At 55.6% G+C, this 16127-nt stretch carries 14 protein-coding genes and 1 tRNA gene; all 15 read right to left on the bottom strand.

Annotated features, from left to right (window positions below):
* Nucleotides 1–47 precede the first annotated feature (47 nt).
* A tRNA-Lys gene (locus FKM52_RS14745) sits at nt 48–123 on the bottom strand.
* Nucleotides 124–288: 165 nt separating this feature from the next.
* Entirely contained in the window at nt 289–1065 is a 777-nt protein-coding gene (gene cpoB, locus FKM52_RS14750; protein WP_141176937.1) for a cell division protein CpoB, read from the bottom strand.
* Between the two features lie 9 nt (nt 1066–1074).
* Nucleotides 1075–1605 (bottom strand): peptidoglycan-associated lipoprotein Pal, encoded by a 531-nt coding sequence (gene pal, locus FKM52_RS14755; protein WP_141176938.1) that lies wholly within the window; start codon nt 1603–1605, stop codon nt 1075–1077.
* A gap of 43 nt (nt 1606–1648) precedes the next feature.
* On the bottom strand, nt 1649–2944 hold the full coding sequence (tolB, locus tag FKM52_RS14760; protein ID WP_141176939.1) for a Tol-Pal system beta propeller repeat protein TolB: 1296 nt from the start codon (nt 2942–2944) through the stop codon (nt 1649–1651).
* A gap of 124 nt (nt 2945–3068) precedes the next feature.
* Nucleotides 3069–4313: a cell envelope integrity protein TolA gene (gene tolA, locus FKM52_RS14765; protein ID WP_141176940.1), complete on the bottom strand. Its 1245-nt coding sequence runs from the start codon at nt 4311–4313 to the stop codon at nt 3069–3071.
* Between the two features lie 31 nt (nt 4314–4344).
* Entirely contained in the window at nt 4345–4773 is a 429-nt protein-coding gene (tolR, locus tag FKM52_RS14770; protein WP_141176941.1) for a colicin uptake protein TolR, read from the bottom strand.
* 13 nt (nt 4774–4786) lie between these two features.
* Nucleotides 4787–5473, bottom strand: coding sequence for a Tol-Pal system protein TolQ (tolQ, locus tag FKM52_RS14775; protein WP_141176942.1), 687 nt, complete (start codon nt 5471–5473; stop codon nt 4787–4789).
* Nucleotides 5470–5874: a tol-pal system-associated acyl-CoA thioesterase gene (gene ybgC, locus FKM52_RS14780; protein ID WP_141176943.1), complete on the bottom strand. Its 405-nt coding sequence runs from the start codon at nt 5872–5874 to the stop codon at nt 5470–5472. The genes tolQ and ybgC overlap by 4 nt, the downstream gene beginning before the upstream one ends.
* Before the next feature lie 263 nt (nt 5875–6137).
* Entirely contained in the window at nt 6138–6248 is a 111-nt protein-coding gene (gene cydX, locus FKM52_RS14785; protein WP_141176944.1) for a cytochrome bd-I oxidase subunit CydX, read from the bottom strand.
* Nucleotides 6249–6263: 15 nt separating this feature from the next.
* Nucleotides 6264–7403, bottom strand: a complete 1140-nt coding sequence (gene cydB, locus FKM52_RS14790) for a cytochrome d ubiquinol oxidase subunit II (RefSeq protein ID WP_141176945.1) — start codon at nt 7401–7403, stop codon at nt 6264–6266.
* 11 nt (nt 7404–7414) lie between these two features.
* A complete protein-coding gene (cydA, locus tag FKM52_RS14795; protein ID WP_141176946.1) occupies nt 7415–8983 on the bottom strand; it encodes a cytochrome ubiquinol oxidase subunit I in 1569 nt (522 codons plus the stop codon).
* 781 nt (nt 8984–9764) lie between these two features.
* Complete coding sequence (sucD, locus tag FKM52_RS14800) at nt 9765–10640, bottom strand: succinate--CoA ligase subunit alpha (RefSeq protein WP_141176947.1); 876 nt, start codon at nt 10638–10640, stop codon at nt 9765–9767.
* Nucleotides 10640–11806 carry an ADP-forming succinate--CoA ligase subunit beta gene (gene sucC / locus FKM52_RS14805; protein WP_141176948.1) on the bottom strand — a complete coding sequence of 389 codons (1167 nt, stop codon included), beginning with the start codon at nt 11804–11806 and terminating at the stop codon, nt 10640–10642. The genes sucD and sucC overlap by 1 nt, the downstream gene beginning before the upstream one ends.
* Before the next feature lie 69 nt (nt 11807–11875).
* Nucleotides 11876–13093, bottom strand: coding sequence for a 2-oxoglutarate dehydrogenase complex dihydrolipoyllysine-residue succinyltransferase (gene odhB, locus FKM52_RS14810; protein WP_141176949.1), 1218 nt, complete (start codon nt 13091–13093; stop codon nt 11876–11878).
* Nucleotides 13094–13106: 13 nt separating this feature from the next.
* Complete coding sequence (gene sucA / locus FKM52_RS14815; RefSeq protein WP_141176950.1) at nt 13107–15914, bottom strand: 2-oxoglutarate dehydrogenase E1 component; 2808 nt, start codon at nt 15912–15914, stop codon at nt 13107–13109.
* Nucleotides 15915–16127 lie beyond the last annotated feature (213 nt).

The raw sequence follows: 16127 nt of genomic DNA on the forward strand, positions 1-16127 counted from the left end.
GCTGCAGCTTCTTATCCTGCCGGCTTACACCGGATATGGCATTAAATTGGTGGGTCGTGCAGGATTCGAACCTGCGACCAATTGATTAAAAGTCAACTGCTCTACCAACTGAGCTAACGACCCACTTTTTTGCCTGCCGAAACATAATCGCTTATGCCCCGTCAACGGCGGCATATATTACCGATTTACATTTTCAGCGCAACCACTATTTTCCCTGAGACGGCTCAACTGCTTACCTTTCAGGCGTTAAGACCAGAAATCCAGCGAAATCTGGTCAACTTAACGCAATTACAGCCCCGCAGCGCGTTTTTGCGCCTGCTTCGCCGCTTCGGTATTCGGGTACTGTTTAATTACCTGCTGATAGACCGCCTTCGCCTTCGCGTTGTCGCCCTTATCCTGCATGATCACGCCAACCTTATACAGCGCTTCCGCGCTTTTTGGCGATTTAGGATAATTCTTCACCACGGTAGCGAAATAATAGGCCGCATCATCTTTTTTGCCTTTGTTGTAATTTAGCTGACCCAGCCAGTAATTCGCATTTGGCTGATAGGTAGAGTCAGGATATTTTTTCACAAAGGCCTGAAAAGCAGTAATCGCCTGATCGTACTGTTTCTTTTCCAGCACCAGCGCCACTGCGCTGTTGTAATCGCTATTCGCATCGCCGCTTTGTACCGACGCCGCCGAGGCGCTCGCCGCGCTATCTGCCGCGCCGCTGTCGCCTGAAGCCGCTGCGCCGCCCGCGCTGGCTGAAGCGCCGCTGCTCAGACTGTCTATCTGTTGATAGATCTGTTTTTGCCGCTCAACCACCTGGTTTAGCTGGTAGCTGTTTTCCTGAATCTGACCGCGCAGCGAATCGATATCGCTTTGCGTTGCGTTAAGCTGCTGCTGTAGCTGTTGAAGAAGCTGAGCCTGCGAATTGGAGATGCGCTCAAGAGAGATGACCCGATCTTCTACCGAGCCGGAGCCGACGTTACTGATTGAAGCCTGAGCAATAGCGGCCCAGGGGGCCGCTATGCCAGTCAGTAACGACAGACTCAACAGATGAGTTCTGAAGCTACTAATCATGTGATTCTCTTAGTATACCAGCACGGCACGACGGTTTTTGGAGTACGCCGCTTCGTCATGACCAAGAACAGCCGGCTTCTCTTTACCGTAAGAAACGATAGAGATCTGATCGGCAGACACGCCTTTGCCCTGCAGATACATTTTAACCGCGTTAGCACGACGTTCGCCCAGCGCGATATTGTATTCCGGCGTGCCGCGCTCATCCGCATGACCTTCGACAGTCACTTTGTAAGAGGGGTTGCTACGCAGGAAAGTCGCGTGCGCATCCAGCATCTGAGCGAAATCAGAACGGATGTCATACTTATCGAGATCGAAGTAAACGATGTTGTTCTGCTGCAGCTGCTGCATCTGCAGACGCGCCTGCTCTTCAGAGGACATGTTGCCGCCGTTCATGCCGTTGCCGCTACCGCTGCCGTAAGCACCATCAGCGCCCATACCGTTGGTCTGGTCGTTGTTGTTGTCTTTGTGCGAGCTACATGCAGCCACAGCAATTACCGGCAGAGCCAGCATTAAACCCTTCAGCACTTTGTTCAGTTGCATTTCTAAATCCTGTTATAAGTTGCTATACATATTTACACATGCATCACAGATACGGCGACCAGGCAGGGAATTTGACCTGTCCATCGGTAGCCGGAAGACGCGCTTTGAAACGCCCGTCTGTCGAAACCAACTGCAACACGGAACCCATCCCCTGAGTAGAGCTATAGATTACCATCGTGCCGTTAGGTGCGAGACTTGGCGTCTCATCCAGGAACGTGTCCGTTAATTGCTGCACGGCTCCCGTTTCCAGATCCTGTCTGGCGACGTGTTGCGCGCCGCCGTTGGTGCTGATCATCACCATAGATTTGCCGTCGGTGGCAACGCCAGCATTCTGGTTTTGTGAACCTTCCCAGGTAATGCGCTGCGCAGTGCCGCCATTGACGTTAATTTTATAAATTTGCGGACGTCCCGCCTGGTCTGAAGTAAAGGCCAGACTCTGGCTGTCCGGGAACCAGGTCGGTTCGGTGCTGTTATAGCGGCCGTCGGTTACCTGGCGAATCTGTCCGGAGCCAAGATCCATGACGTACAGGTTAAGGCTACCGGTTTTAGAGAGTACAAACGCCAGCTTCGAGCCATCCGGCGAGAAGGCCGGCGCGCCGTTATGACGCGGGAACGATGCCACCTGACGAATGGCGCCATTCGCCAGCGTTTGAATAACCAGCGCCGATTTGCCGCTTTCAAAAGTAACATAGGCCAGCTTGCTGCCGTCCGGCGACCAGGCCGGCGACATCAGCGGCTGCGGCGAACGGTGCACCACAAACTGGTTATAGCCGTCATAATCGGAAACGCGCAGCTCGTAAGGGAACTGACCGCCGTTGGTCTGCACTACATAAGCGATGCGGGTACGGAAAGCGCCTTTAATACCGGTCAGCTTCTCGAAAGTTTCATCGCTGGCGGTATGCGCCGCATAGCGCAGCCACTGCTTCGTGACCTTATACTGATTTTGCGCCAGCACGGTGCCCGGCGAACCGGAAGTATCAACCAGCTGATAAGAGATGGTATAGCTGCCGTCAGCGCCGGGCTGAATCTGCCCCACGACGACGGCATCGATGCCCAGCGCCGTCCAGGCTGCCGGCTGCACTTCCGCCGCGCTGGTCGGCTGCTGCGGCAGACGAGAACGATCCAGCGGATTAAACTTGCCGCTGTTGCGCAGATCGGCAGCGATAATGCCGCCGATATCTTCCGGCGCCGCGCCGGGGCCATCCCATTTAAACGGGACGACGCCTATCGGACGCGCCGTGTTTACCCCCTGGGTAATTTCGATGCGTACTTCCGCGTGCAGCATCGCTGCCCACAGAAGAAGAAAAAAGCTTAAGGTTACACGTAGTGCCTGCTTCATTTTCTCTCCCTTATCTGAACGTTACGTCCACGATAATTCGCACTGTTCCTGACGACGATTAGCTAAAACCATACAGAGTATGGCAAGCTAACCATAGTTCAACCTACCATTTGTTACTGCATTATTAAGGCTTGAATTCCAGCACCGCGTCCTTCACCGCCTGCCAGACATCCTGGCTTGGCGGCTTCGGCATCCGCGCCATGCGCGCCGCGTTGATCGCCGCCTGACACAGGGCCGCATCGCCGCCCGCCGCCGTCGCTGAAATCAGCAGTCCATCCGGCGCCAGCTTGATGCGCACGTTGCAGGTACGCCCTTTAAAGGTATCGGAATCGTAGAACTTGCTCTCTATCGCCCCTTTTACCTGTCCGAGATAGCTGTCGATAGCCGCCCCGGAAGCGCCTGATTTCTTCTGCGCGCCCTTGCCTGCCGCGCCGCCGGACTGTCCGGTTTTAGGTGCGTTCTTACCTGATGTCAGGCCGCCCAGCAGATCATCTACCGCGCTACTATCGCTGGCTGCTTCCGCCGCCGCTTTTTTCTTCGCGTCCGCTGCCGCCTTCGCTTTCGCTTCCGCAGCTGCTTTGGCTTTGGCGTCCGCCGCTGCCTTTGCTTTCGCTTTGGCATCGGCCGCCGCTTTTTCTTTGGCTTCCTGCGCCGCTTTCTCCTTCGCTTCCGCCGCAGCTTTTGCTTTCGCCTCCGCCGCAGCTTTGGCTTTTTCCTCAGCTTTCGCTTTGGCATCGGCGGCCGCCTGCGCTTTCGCCTGCTGCTCCGCTTTTTTCTTCGCCTCGGCCGCGGCGGCTTTCGCCTGTTCTTCCGCTTTGGCTTTTGCTGCCGCAGCTGCAGCGGCTTTCGCCTGCTCTTCCGCTTTGGCCTTCGCTTCAGCAGCGGCGGCCTTCGCCTGTTCCGCCGCCTCGGCTTTCGCTTTCGCCGCGGCGGCTTCCGCCGCTTTCTGCTGCTCCTGCGCGCGCTTCATCGCCTCTTCAGCCTGACGCTGCTGCTCGGCCTGTTCCTGCGCCTGCTTTTTCGCCTCTTCCTGCGCCTGCAGCCGCTCTTTTTCCAGCTCTTTCAGGCGCTGCTGTTCTGCGGCCTGCTTTTGCTGCAGTTCCTCAGCCTGCTGCTGCGCCTTTTTCTGCCGCTGCTGCTCAGCCCGACGGCTGTCGCTTTGCTGGTTTTGCTGGCGATTATATTGCTCAACCACCGCGCCCGGATCGACCATGACAGCGTCAATATCGCTGCCGCCGCCACCGCCGCTGGCCTCGATTTTTTCGTCAAACGAACTCCAAATCAGTAATGCAATCATAACGATATGCAGTATCACTGAAATGATTATCGCGCGTTTTAACTTATCGTTTTGTTCGGATGCCTTCGACACGCTCGGTTCCCAAAAAACGGTTACGGAATAATTAAACTGGCTGCGTCATCAGGCCGACTGATTTCACACCCGCCTGATGCAGCAGGTTCAGCGCCTTGATAATTTCGTCATAGGGGACATCTTTCGCACCGCCAATCAGAAATACCGTTTTCGGATTCGCTTCCAGTCGACGCTGCGCTTCTGCCACCACCTGCTCGGCAGGCAGCTGTTCCATGCGATCGTGATCGACCACCAGGCTGTACTGTCCAACGCCTGCGACCTCCACGATCACCGGCGGATTATCATCGCTGGCGACGGTTTTCGCATCCGTGGCGTCCGGCAGATCCACCTCCACGCTCTGGGTGATAATCGGCACCGTCGCCATAAAGATCAGCAGCAGCACCAGCAGCACGTCCAGCAGCGGAACAATATTAATTTCTGATTTCAGATCGCGGCGACCGCGACCACGCGTTCTGGCCATAGCTCACCTCGGCTTACTTTTTACTGTCGCTGGAGAATGCCTGACGGTGCAGGATAGCCGTGAACTCTTCCATAAAGTTGTCGTAGCCCTGCTCCAGCTTATTCACGCGCTGGTTAAGGCGGTTATAGGCCATAACCGCCGGAATAGCGGCAAACAGGCCGATGGCGGTCGCGATCAGCGCTTCGGCGATACCCGGCGCCACCATTTGCAGCGTGGCCTGTTTCACCGCCCCCAGCGCGATAAAGGCGTGCATAATCCCCCACACCGTACCAAACAGGCCGATATAGGGGCTGATGGAGCCTACGGTGCCAAGGAAAGGAATATGGTTTTCCAGCGCCTCCAGCTCACGGTTCATCGAGATGCGCATCGCCCGGCTGGCGCCATCCACCACCGCTTCCGGCACATGGCTGTTAGCACGGTGCAGGCGGGCAAACTCTTTAAAGCCGGCATAAAAGATCTGCTCTGAGCCGCTTAGCTCGTCGCGGCGCGCCTGGCTTTCCTGGTAAAGGCGGGAAAGCTCAATGCCCGACCAGAATTTATCTTCAAAGGCTTCCGCTTCACGCCCCGCCGCGTTGAGAATGCGGGTACGCTGGATGATAATTGCCCAGGACGCAATAGAAAACCCGATCAAAATCAACATGATAAGTTTGACCAGAAGGCTTGCCTTCAGGAACAAATCAAGAACATTCATGTCAGTCACTGCTTGAACTCCGCGACAATAGACTTGGGAAGCGCTATCGGCTTCATGAGGTGTGGGTTGATGCAGGCAATAAGGACTTCCGCTTCATTGAGCACCTTGCCTTCCGCGTTAACAATACGTTGCCTGAACGTCATGGTGGCCCGACTCATCGTCGTTACCTCGCTCTGAACCTCAAGCAGTTCATCCAGACGCGCAGCAGCAATGTAATCAACCGTCATACGACGAACAACGAAAGCAATCTGCTGTTCAAGCAGCGATTGCTGATTGAAATGACGCTCGCGCAGCATTTCAGTACGTGCTCGTTCATAGAAAGCAATATAGCTGGCGTGGTAAACCACGCCACCGGCATCCGTATCTTCGTAATAGACACGTACCGGCCAGCGAAACAGCGTTGTACTCACTTTACATCCCGGTAATGCTTTTTAAACGTTGCTACTATACGCAAGTGCAAACGGCTTGGGAATGGGTCTTCAGAGCGCAGATAAAATAATTATCAAAGGGAAACTATTGACAAAAATTTCGTGATATTTACTGGCGTAAGGTGGGACTAAATACAGATTGGTTGACAAAAATTTTCCTTGCCGCCAGGGCGGTAACAAGAAAAGGGCCCGTTGCGGGCCCTCTTCTGTTAGCGCACGATGCCGCCGCTGGCGAACAACCCGCCTCAGGCGTTATCCTGCGGCGCGCTTTCTTCTATATGTTCCAGCGCCAGCGCGGTGATAATACCGAAGGCGCAGGCCAGCAGCGTTCCGAGAATCCAGGCAAAGTACCACATAGCTTGTCGCCTCCGTTAGTAAAGTGAATGAGTGTTACGTTCTATATGTTCTTTAGTGATGCGCCCGAACATTTTGTAGTAGCACCAGCTGGTGTAGATCAGGATGATCGGCACGAACACCATCGCCACATACAGCATCAGGTTGAGGGTTAACAGGCTTGAAGTGGCGTCCCACATCGTCAGGCTCACGTTAGGCTGCGTGCTGGAGGGCATAATGAACGGGAACATCGCCACACCGGCAGTAAGGATCACGCAGGCCAGCGTCAGCGAGGAGCAAAGAAACGCCCATGCGCCCTTTTTCAGCCGCGAACAGACTACCGTCAACAGCGGCAGCAGCAGGCCCAGCGCGGGAAACAGCCACAGCAGAGGATAGCGCTGGAAGTTAATCAGCCAGGCGCCCGCCTGACGTGCGACTTCTTTATTCAGCGGGTTAGATACCGCCGCATGATCGAGCGTGCTGGTTACAACGTAGCCTTCAATGCCATACACCACCCAAACGCCGGCCAGCGCAAACGCCACCAGCATCACCAGCGCGGAGATCTGCGCCGCCGCGCGGGCGCGCAAAGCGAGCTCGCCGCCGGTGCGCATCTGCAGATAGGCTGCGCCCTGAGTCAGAATCATCGCCACGCTGATCACGCCCGCCAGCAGGCCAAACGGGTTCAACAGTTCAAAGAAGCTGCCGGTATAAAAAAGGCGCAGGTAGGCGTCGGCATGGTAAGGCACGCCCTGCAACAGGTTGCCAAACGCGATGCCGATCACCAGCGGCGGCACGAAGCTGCCGATAAAAATGCAGATATCCCACGCCCGACGCCAGCGCGGCTCCTCGATTTTTGAGCGATAGTCGAAACCCAGCGGGCGGAAGTAAAGCGAAGCCAGCACCAGGATCATCGCAATGTAAAAACCGGAAAACGCCGCGGCGTAAACCATCGGCCAGGCGGCAAACAGCGCGCCGCCGGCGGTGATCAGCCATACCTGGTTGCCGTCCCAGTGCGGCGCGATGCTGTTAATCATCACGCGGCGCTCGGTATCGGTGCGTCCCAGGATGCGCGACAGCATGCCAACGCCCATATCGAACCCATCGGCGATAGCGAAGCCAATCAGCAAGACACCAATCAGCACCCACCAGATAAAACGTACAACTTCATAATCCAACATGGCTGACTCCTTTACTGCGCAGGCTGCGAAGCGATAGTGGACTGCTCATAGTGATAACGTCCGGTTTTCAGGCTGCTCGGCCCCAGACGGGCGAATTTGATCATCAGGAACATCTCTATCACCACGAAAATCGTGTAGAGGCCGCAGATCAGAATCATTGAGAACAGCAGGTCGCCGATAGTGAGCGAGGAGTTAGCCACCGCCGTCGGCAGCACTTCGCCAATCGCCCAGGGCTGACGGCCATACTCCGCCACGAACCAGCCCGCTTCAACGGCGATCCAGGGCAGCGGGATGCCGAAGAATGCCGCCCTCAGCAGCCAGCGATTTTTACCAATGCGGTTACGGATAACGCTCCAGAAAGAGAGCCCGATAATGCCCAGCATCAGCACGCCGCACAGCACCATAATGCGGAAGGAGAAATAGAGCGGTGCCACCTGCGGGATGGAATCCTGCGTTGCCAGCTTGATCTGGCTTTCCGTGGCGTCAGCAACATTCGGCGTATAGCGTTTCAGCAGCAGGCCGTAGCCGAGATCCTGCTTACGCGCGTTAAAGTCTTCGCGCACTGCCGGATCGGTTTCGCCGGCGCGCAGCGCTTCCAGCAGCTGATACGCCTTCATACCGTTGCGGATGCGTACCTCATGTTCCGCCATCAGCTCTTTCAGCCCGGTTACCGGCGTATCCACCGAACGGGTGGCGATCAGCCCCAGCAGCCAGGGGATCTGAACGGCGTAGTCGTTTTGCTGCGTTTCCTGATTGGGCAGGCCGAATAGCGTAAAGGAGGCGGGCGCCGGCTGGGTTTCCCACTCCGCTTCTATCGCCGCCAGCTTGGTTTTCTGCACGTCGCCCATTTCATAGCCTGACTCATCGCCCAGCAGAATGACCGACAGCACCGCTGCCATACCAAAGCTGGCCGCAATAGCGAAAGAGCGCTTCGCAAAAGCGATATCGCGCCCGCGCAGCAGGTAATAAGCGCTGATGCCGAGAATAAACATGGCGCCGGTGGTGTAGCCCGCCGCAACGGTATGCACGAATTTCACCTGCGCCACCGGGTTTAATACCAGCTCGGAGAAGCTCACCATCTCCATGCGCATGGTTTCGAAGTTGAACTCGGCGGCAATCGGATTCTGCATCCAGCCGTTAGCGACCAGAATCCACAGCGCGGAAAGGTTGGAGCCCAGCGCCACCAGCCAGGTAACGGCCATATGCTGAACTTTGCCGAGACGATCCCAGCCGAAAAAGAAGAGGCCGACAAATGTTGACTCAAGGAAGAAGGCCATCAGAGCTTCGATAGCCAGCGGGGCGCCGAAAATATCCCCAACGTAGTGCGAGTAGTAGGACCAGTTAGTACCGAACTGGAACTCCATCGTCAGGCCGGTGGCCACCCCCAGAGCGAAGTTGATGCCAAACAACTTGCCCCAGAATTTAGTCATGTCTTTATAAATAGTTTTGCCCGACAGGACATAAACGGTTTCCATAATCGCCAACAGAAACGACAGTCCTATCGTCAGTGGCACAAACAGAAAATGGTACATCGCCGTCAAGGCGAACTGTAAACGCGACAGATCGACGATATCGAACATCTTGACCCCTTGCTTTCGCTGAAAGCAACTAACGCATGCGTTATTCCCTGGCGAGCCAACAAATAACGGCAGGCTGATTGCTGTTGAGAATGTTTTTTTATTTTTTGCCGTATAGCAGGCGCACAGAACCGCTCTGCCCCACGGCAGTTAAACAAAAGTTAATAATACTTTCCCTGGTGAGACGCTAATATAATACCCATACAAACGATACGGTAAAGCAAAATTATTGCGGCCTGCAGAATTTTTTTGATCCAGATTCACAATTACCACAAACGGGGTAAAAATCTAAAAAATGATGTAGCGCAATTTACTCCAAAACAGCACAAGGTCAACAGGAAAAGTTAAAGTTCAAATAATTAATCGCACATCAAAGATAAATTAAAATTTAATGAGGAAAATTGTATGGTTAGTAATTTTGATGTTAAATCTATGTATTTATTAGGTGTATCTTTAGTGTTGTTTTAATATTAGAAAAACAGCTAATTACTAAAAGGATCTGTCCTTTTAGCCAAACAGCTAAAGTTTTTAATTCATATTCTTGCGATAACATTATTTTCACTGTCGCCTCCGCGGCCAACATTTACAATATATAAACTTCAAGCACCACAATTATTAACAATAATATTTTGCAATATTTATGCCAGATATAAAACATGAAGAATGAATGAGAGGAGTACGCGGCTGAATTAGCCTGATGCGGAAGGTAAGAAGTGGCCTAACCAGAGACAAAGTATAAAAAAAGCCGCCCGCAGGCGGCCTTGTTGACCAATAATCTTTAAGATTATTTCAGAGGAAGAACTGCTTTTACCGCATCGCCGATATCCGCCAGGCTACGCACGGTTTTTACGCCGGCGGCTTCCAGCGCAGCGAATTTCTCATCCGCCGTCCCTTTACCGCCGGCAATGATGGCGCCGGCATGGCCCATACGCTTGCCTTTCGGCGCGGTCACGCCCGCAATATAACCGACTACCGGCTTGGTGACGTGCTCTTTGATAAAGGCGGCCGCCTCTTCTTCCGCGCTGCCGCCGATTTCGCCGATCATTACGATAGCTTCGGTCTGCGGGTCATCCTGAAACATCTGCAGAATATCGATAAAATTAGAACCTGGAATCGGGTCGCCGCCGATGCCCACGCAGGTGGACTGGCCGTAACCGATATCGGTAGTCTGTTTAACCGCTTCATAGGTCAGCGTCCCTGAACGGGAGACGATGCCAATACGGCCCGGCTGGTGAATGTGGCCCGGCATAATGCCGATCTTACATTCGCCTGGCGTGATAACGCCCGGACAGTTCGGTCCGATCATACGTACGCCAGCTTCATCCAGCTTCACTTTTACCGTCAGCATATCCAGCGTCGGAATGCCTTCGGTAATGGTAATGATTAATTTAATGCCCGCATCGATCGCTTCCAGGATACCGTCTTTACAGAACGGCGCCGGTACGTAAATCACCGAGGCGGTGGCGCCGGTGGCTTCTACCGCTTCGCGCACGGTATTGAATACCGGCAGGCCGAGATGGGTAGTGCCGCCTTTGCCCGGCGTTACGCCGCCAACCAGCTGCGTACCATAGGCCAGCGCCTGCTCAGAGTGGAATGTACCCTGGCCGCCGGTGAAACCCTGGCAGATAACTTTGGTGTTTTTGTCGATCAGAATGGACATTACTTACCCTCCGCTGCAGCAACAACGCGTTGTGCCGCGTCGGTCAGGCTGGTTGCCGCAATAATATTCAAACCGCTGTCCGCCAGTTTCTGTGCGCCCAGCTCAGCGTTGTTCCCTTCCAGACGTACCACAACCGGTACGTTGACGCCGACTTCCGCTACCGCGCCGATAATGCCGTCGGCAATCAGGTCGCAGCGCACGATGCCGCCGAAAATGTTAACGAATACCGCTTTTACCGCATCGTCAGAGAGAATGATTTTAAAGGCTTCGGTTACGCGCTCTTTGGTCGCGCCGCCGCCGACATCAAGGAAGTTAGCCGGCTGGCCGCCGTGATGCTTCACGATATCCATGGTGCCCATCGCCAGACCGGCGCCGTTTACCATACAGCCGATGTTGCCTTCCAGCGCTACGTAGTTCAGCTCCCACTGCGCAGCATGCGCTTCACGCGGATCTTCCTGACTCGGATCGCGCATTTCACGCAGCTCCGGCTGGCGGAACATGGCGTTGCCGTCCGCGCCCAGCTTGCCGTCCAGGCAGATGAGATCGCCCTGTTTGGTGATCACCAGCGGATTGATCTCAACCAGCGCCAGATCGCGCTCCAGGAACAGAGTCGCCAGACCCATAAAAATTTTCGTGAACTGGTTTACCTGCTTGCCGCTCAGGCCGAGCTTAAACGCCAGCTCGCGGCCCTGATACGGCTGCGGGCCGGTCAACGGATCGAGCGCCATTTTATGAATCAGGTGCGGGGTTTCTTCCGCCACTTTCTCAATTTCTACGCCGCCTTCGGTAGAGGCCATAAACACTACGCGACGCGAGCTGCGATCGACGACCGCGCCAAAGTAAAGTTCTTTATCGATATCGGTAGCGGCTTCCACCAGAATCTGGTTCACCGGCTGCCCTTCCGCATCCGTCTGGTAAGTGACCAGACGTTTACCCAGCCAGTTCTCAGCAAAGGCGCGAATATCTTCTTTGCTGTTAACCACTTTCACACCGCCCGCTTTACCGCGGCCGCCGGCATGAACCTGACATTTCACTACCCACGGGCCTGCGCCGATTTTGGAGGCCGCCTCTTCCGCTTCGCGTGGCGTAGTGCAGGCGTAGCCGGTGGGTGCCGGTAAGCCATACCGTGCAAACAGCTGTTTCGCCTGGTACTCGTGTAAGTTCATGATGTTCTATCCATTCAGGTCTGAAAACATTAATAACGTTGGGCGCGGCTTGTACCGCGCCCGGCAAGGTTAAACGTCCAGCAGCAGACGCGCCGGATCTTCCAGCATCTCTTTCACCGCCACCAGATAGCCCACGGATTCGCGGCCGTCGATTAAACGGTGATCGTAAGAGAGCGCCAGATACATCATCGGCAGCACCACTACCTGGCCATTAACCGCCATCGGACGATCTTTAATGGCGTGCATGCCCAGAATCGCGCTCTGCGGCGGGTTGATAATCGGCGTGGACATCAACGAACCAAAAACGCCGCCGTTGGTGATGGTAAAGTTGCCGCCGGTCAGCTCATCTACCGTCAGCTTGCCGTCACGGCCTTTAATCGCCAGCTCTTTGATTTTCTTCTCAATGTCCGCCATGCTCAGCGTATCGACATCTTTCAGCACCGGCGTCACCAGGCCGCGCGGCGTGGAGACGGCAATGCTGACGTCGAAGTAGTTGTGATAAACCACATCGTCGCCGTCGATAGAAGCATTCACTTCCGGATAACGCTTCAGCGCTTCCACTACCGCCTTAATGTAGAAGGACATAAAGCCCAGGCGCACGCCGTGACGCTTCTCGAAGGCTTCGCCGTACTGCTTGCGCAGATCCATAATCGGCTTCATGTTCACTTCGTTGAAGGTAGTCAGCATCGCGGTGCTGTTTTTCGCTTCCAGCAGACGCTCCGCCACGCGCTTACGCAGGCGGGTCATCGGCACGCGTTTTTCGCTGCGGCCAGCCAGCGGCTGCGGCGCCGCGGCCTCTGGCTTCTGCTCCGCTTTCGCGGCGGCAGGCTGCTGTTTCAGATGTTTTTCCACATCTTCGCGGGTCAGACGGCCGCCGACGCCGGTGCCTTTAATGGCCGAGGCGTCGAGATCGTGCTCAGCGATCAGACGACGAATCGCCGGGCCGAGCGCGTCATTACTTTCTTCTTCCAGCGAAGCGGACTGACGCTGCGCCGGGGTAGATTCTTTGTTTTCAGCTTTGGCGGTGGTTTCTTTACCGCCGCTGTTGCCCTCTTTCAGGCGGCCCAGAATCTGACGCGAGGTGACGGTAGCGCCTTCATCTTCCAGCACGGCTTCCAGCACGCCGTCGGCGGAAGCAGGCACTTCCAGGATAACTTTATCCGTTTCGATCTCTACCAGTACTTCATCGCGGCTTACCGCATCGCCCGGTTTTTTATGCCAGGTTGCTACGGTGGCGTCAGCAACAGATTCAGGCAGGTCGGGAACGAGAATATCTACGCTACTCATTATCTTTCCTTATTTAATCAACGTTCAGCGCGTCATTAACCAGGTCTTGCTGCTGTTTCAGGTGTACGGACATGTAACCTACAGCAGGTGAAGCGGAAGCCGGACGGCCGGCATAACGTAAAGAAGCGCCAAAAGGAACCACTTCGCGGAAGTGGTGCTGGCTGCAATACCAGGCACCCTGGTTCAGCGGCTCCTCCTGACACCAGACGAAATCGTGCACGTGCGCATAGGGCTGTAGCGCTTCCTGTACCGCTTTATGCGGGAAAGGATAGAGCTGCTCAACGCGAACGATAGCCACATCGTTTTGCTCATTTTTACGGCGCTGCTCCAGCAGATCGTAGTAGACCTTGCCGGCGCACAGCACCACGCGTTTTACCGCCTGCGGATCGAGATCGTCGACCTCGCCAATCGCCGGCTGGAAACTGCCGTTCGCCAGCTCTTCCAGCGAAGAGACCGCCAGCGGATGACGCAACAGCGATTTCGGCGACATCACCACCAGCGGACGGCGCATGCCGCGCAGCGCCTGGCGGCGTAGCATGTGATACACCTGCGCCGGAGTAGACGGTACGCAAACCTGCATATTTTGCTCGGCGCACAGCTGAAGATAACGCTCCAGGCGCGCCGAGGAGTGTTCCGGCCCCTGCCCTTCATATCCGTGCGGCAGCAGCATCACCAGGCCGCACATACGGCCCCACTTCTGCTCGCCGGAGCTGATGAACTGATCAATCACCACCTGCGCGCCGTTAGCGAAGTCGCCAAACTGCGCTTCCCAAATGGTAAGCGTGCGCGGTTCGGCGGTAGCGTAGCCATATTCAAACGCCAGCACCGCCTCTTCCGACAGCACGGAATCCCAGACTTTAAACTGGCCCTGACCGTTATGGATATGCTGCAGCGGCGTGTAAGTTGAGCCGTTCGCCTGGTTATGAATCACCGCATGGCGATGAAAGAAGGTGCCGCGCCCGGAATCTTCGCCGGAAAGACGCACCGGAATGCCCTCATCTACCAGCGTGGCGTAGGCGAGGTTTTCCGCCGCGCCCCAGTCAAACGGCTTATTGCCCGCCGCCATTTCGGCGCGGTCGTTGTAAATTTTCGCCACGCGCGACTGTACTTCTACCGATTCCGGCACCTGGCTGATACGTTTCGCCAGCTCCTGCAGCCGCTTGCCATCCACTTTTTCCGGGTAGCTTTCGTCCCACTCATGGTTGAGATAGGGCGACCAGGTAAAGGAGTGCAGGCTCATCGGCCGCCATTCCGGCACCACGCATTCGCCAGCGTCCAGCGCGTCACGATAAAGATTAACCATTTCCGTGGCATCTTCCAGGTTGATCACCTGTTCAGCTTCCAGACGATCGGCGTAAATCTTACGCGGCGTCGGATGCTTTTTGATTTTCTGGTACATCACCGGCTGCGTGGCGCTCGGCTCATCCGCTTCGTTATGGCCGTGGCGACGATAGCAGACCAGATCGATAAAAACGTCACGCTTAAAGGTGTTACGGAAATCGAGCGCCAGGCGGGTCACAAAGGCTACCGCTTCCGGGTCGTCAGCGTTGACGTGGAAGATCGGCGCCTGCACCATTTTGCCGATATCGGTACAGTATTGCGTTGAACGGGCATCTTTCGGGTTGGAGGTGGTGAAACCAATCTGGTTGTTGATCACGATACGTACCGTACCGCCCACTTCATAACCACGCGCCTGCGACATGTTCAGGGTTTCCTGCACCACGCCCTGACCGATAACCGCCGCATCGCCGTGAATGGTAATCGGCAGCACTTTATTGCTGCCCGGCTCATCCAGGCGATCGAGACGCGCGCGCACCGAGCCCATCACCACCGGGCTGACGATCTCCAGGTGCGACGGGTTAAACGCCAGCGCCAGATGCACCATACCGCCTTCGGTCTCCACGTCGGAAGAGAAGCCCATATGATATTTCACGTCGCCGGTGCCAAGATGCTCTTTATGCTTGCCGGAGAACTCGTCGAACAGATCCTGCGGCTTTTTACCCAGCACGTTAATCAGGACGTTCAGACGACCGCGGTGCGCCATCCCCAGCACCACTTCACGGGTGCCGCTTTTACCGGCATGGCGAATCATTTCGCGCAGCATCGGTACCAGCGCATCGCCGCCTTCGAGCGAGAAACGTTTCGCGCCCGGGAATTTCGCGCCGAGATAGCGTTCCAGCCCTTCCGCCGCGGTCAGCTCTTTCAGGAAGCCTTTTTTCTCTTCCGTGCTGAAAGAGGCGTGCCCCACCACCGACTCGATGCGCTGCTGCAGCCAGCGCTTCTCTTCGGTATTGGTGATGTGCATATATTCCGCGCCGATCGGTCCGCAGTAGGTCTGCTTCAGGGCATTGATCAGCTCGCCGAGCTGCATGCGATCTTTACCGATAGCGAAAGAACCGACGTTGAAGGTTTCCTGGTAATCCGCCTCGCTCAGGCCGTGAAAGGCGGGTTCGAGATCTGATACCTGCTCCTGCTGCCATAGCCCCAGCGGATCAAGATTGGCATGCTGGTGGCCGCGGAAGCGGAAAGCGTTGATAAGCTGCAGGACTTTAACCTGTTTGGCATTGGCATCGGGATCGCCAACGGAAGCGGCATAGCGCGAGGTATCTTTCGCCAGACGGCGGAAATAATCGCGCGTAGAGGAGTGGAACTGCTCAGGCCTGAGCCCGGTGCCGGGAAGCTGCTGGAACATGTCACGCCATACAGCATCAACAGAGTCAGGATCGGTGAGATAATCCTCATAGAGCTGCTCTATGTAAGATTGGTTCGCGCCGGCCAGCCAGGAGGAGTCAAGCCAGGGCTTCATTGCGCTGTTCTGCATTGTGATCCCTTAAGCATTACATGCTTTATTCGAGGTTTCATTGTTGCCGGGTTACCGGCTTGCCCAACGCTGCGCCCCGCACTTGCTTGTAAAGCGCGCGGCACAGCCAGATCCAGTTCATCGATACGAGCGCAGCGGGCAACCGATGCCCTGGCCCGTAAGGGAACCTTGGTAAGCGTTGCTACAGCCTCATTCCGCTGCCAGCGCTTACCG

This window comes from Mixta tenebrionis, from assembly GCF_006517625.1.
GTDB classification, from domain to species: Bacteria; Pseudomonadota; Gammaproteobacteria; order Enterobacterales; family Enterobacteriaceae; genus Mixta; species Mixta tenebrionis.

Bases quoted from the DNA above. Each gene is read 5' to 3' on its own strand.
- cpoB (WP_141176937.1), bottom strand. From the start codon at position 1,065: ATGATTAGTAGCTTCAGAACTCATCTGTTGAGTCTGTCGTTACTGACT.
- pal (WP_141176938.1), bottom strand. From the start codon at position 1,605: ATGCAACTGAACAAAGTGCTGAAGGGTTTAATGCTGGCTCTGCCGGTA.
- tolB (WP_141176939.1), bottom strand. From the start codon at position 2,944: ATGAAGCAGGCACTACGTGTAACCTTAAGCTTTTTTCTTCTTCTGTGG.
- tolR (WP_141176941.1), bottom strand. From the start codon at position 4,773: ATGGCCAGAACGCGTGGTCGCGGTCGCCGCGATCTGAAATCAGAAATT.
- cydX (WP_141176944.1), bottom strand. From the start codon at position 6,248: ATGTGGTACTTTGCCTGGATTCTCGGAACGCTGCTGGCCTGCGCCTTC.
- cydB (WP_141176945.1), bottom strand. From the start codon at position 7,403: ATGTTGGATTATGAAGTTGTACGTTTTATCTGGTGGGTGCTGATTGGT.
- cydA (WP_141176946.1), bottom strand. From the start codon at position 8,983: ATGTTCGATATCGTCGATCTGTCGCGTTTACAGTTCGCCTTGACGGCG.
- sucD (WP_141176947.1), bottom strand. From the start codon at position 10,640: ATGTCCATTCTGATCGACAAAAACACCAAAGTTATCTGCCAGGGTTTC.
- sucC (WP_141176948.1), bottom strand. From the start codon at position 11,806: ATGAACTTACACGAGTACCAGGCGAAACAGCTGTTTGCACGGTATGGC.
- odhB (WP_141176949.1), bottom strand. From the start codon at position 13,093: ATGAGTAGCGTAGATATTCTCGTTCCCGACCTGCCTGAATCTGTTGCT.
- sucA (WP_141176950.1), bottom strand. From the start codon at position 15,914: ATGCAGAACAGCGCAATGAAGCCCTGGCTTGACTCCTCCTGGCTGGCC.